The sequence below is a fragment of the Arthrobacter terricola genome (genome assembly GCF_004354015.1).
Classification (GTDB): domain Bacteria; phylum Actinomycetota; class Actinomycetes; order Actinomycetales; family Micrococcaceae; genus Arthrobacter; species Arthrobacter terricola.
The window spans coordinates 1-1,585 of sequence record NZ_SMRU01000095.1; the positions used below are offsets into that span (position 1 = coordinate 1).

Annotated in this window: 1 protein-coding gene; it reads left to right on the plus strand. The window is 65.2% G+C overall.

The genetic code is table 11. The features are described from left to right. Positions 1-260 precede the first annotated feature (260 nt). Positions 261-1,460 carry an IS110 family RNA-guided transposase gene (locus tag E1809_RS26405; RefSeq protein ID WP_235835797.1) on the plus strand — a complete coding sequence of 400 codons (1,200 nt, stop codon included), beginning with the start codon at positions 261-263 and terminating at the stop codon, positions 1,458-1,460. The last annotated feature ends 125 nt before the right edge of the window (positions 1,461-1,585 follow it).

A 1,585-nucleotide genomic window follows, 5' to 3' on the forward strand; every position in this document is an offset into this window, starting at 1 on the left:
CGTTACCTTTTTCGTGGCCCCTAAATGAGTAAGAATCGGGGTTGCTGGCCTGTCGGGCCCGGCATGATCTTGTCCCCCAGTCGACCATGATCCGGGGGGTGTTGTCACCGGGTTCCGATAGGCGCCAGGGGATCGCTAATGGGGACCAGACCAGCCGCAGACCTTACCGCGGGAGGCCGGCCGTAACGTGGATGCCGAACTCTGGGGCCGCAGGACATGCCAGCGCTGTTAGATCGGAACGGAATTCTGGGGGTTATTGCGTGATCAAGGACCACGAATCCGTCGATGTCTTCATCGGCGTCGACGTCGGCAAGACCAACCACCACGCGGTGGCTCTGGATAAGAACGGCAAGAAACTCCTGGACAAGGCCTTGCCCCAGGAGGAGGCGAAACTGCGGGCGATCATCGACAGCCTCGCAAAGCACGGGACCCTGCTGCTGGTCGTGGACCAGCCGGCCACCATCGGTGCCCTGCCGGTCGCTGTGGCCCAGGACGCCGGCATCCTGGTCGGTTACCTGCCGGGCCTTGCCATGCGCCGCATCGCCGACCTGCACCCGGGTGAGGCGAAAACGGATGCCCGAGACGCTTACATCATTGCCGAAGCCGCCCGTTCCATACCGCACACGCTGCGTTCGATCGCCGTCGCCGATGAGCAGGCCGCGGAACTGTCAATGCTCTGCGGTTTTGATGACGATCTGGCCAAGCAGGCCACGGCTGCCTCGAACCGGATCCGAGGGCTCCTGACCCAGATCCACCCGGCCCTGGAACGGGCCATCGGCCCGCATCTGGACCACCCCGTGATGGCCGAGCTGCTGCGGAAATACCCGACCCCGGAAGCCCTGCGCCGGACCGGACAGAACCGGGTCGCAGCCTTCATGACCAGGTTGGCGCCGCGGGCCGGGAAGCGCTGGGCGGAGGAGATCTTCGCGGCCCTGGACCAGCAGAGCGTGGTCGTGGCCGGTACCGGAGCCGCCGGCGTCGTCCTGCCCCAACTCGCCGCGCAGCTGGCCCAGCTGCGCACCTCCCGCGCGGAGATCTTTGCACAGGTGGAGACACTCGTGGAGGCCCACCCTCTTCACCAGCTCCTGACGTCTCTACCGGCGGTCGGCGTCAGGACGGCAGCCCGGATCATCACCGAGGTTGTCGGTAAGGAATTCAAGACCGCCGGGCATCTGGGCTCCTACTCCGGACTCGCGCCCGTGACGTGGCGCTCCGGGACCTCGATCCGTGGCGACCACTCCTCGAGGAAGGGCAACAAGATCCTCAAACGGGCGTTCTTCCTCTCGGCGTTCGCGGCGCTGAAAGACCCTGTCTCCCGGGAGTACTACGACCGCAAACGGGCCGAGGGCAAACGGCACAACCAGGCCTTGATCGCCTTGGCCAGACGCCGCTGTGACGTCCTGTTCGCGATGCTGCGCGACGGAGTGCTTTACGAGGCGCCGCAAATCAAAGCGGCCTGACAAAACCCCCACATTAGCCGGCATCCCCGGGACGCCGGTCGATACCCCGCGACCAAAACCCGGACCGACAACCGCCAAGAAAAACTGCTCCCACCCGCTTGACAAAGAACATAGGGACACCCCCC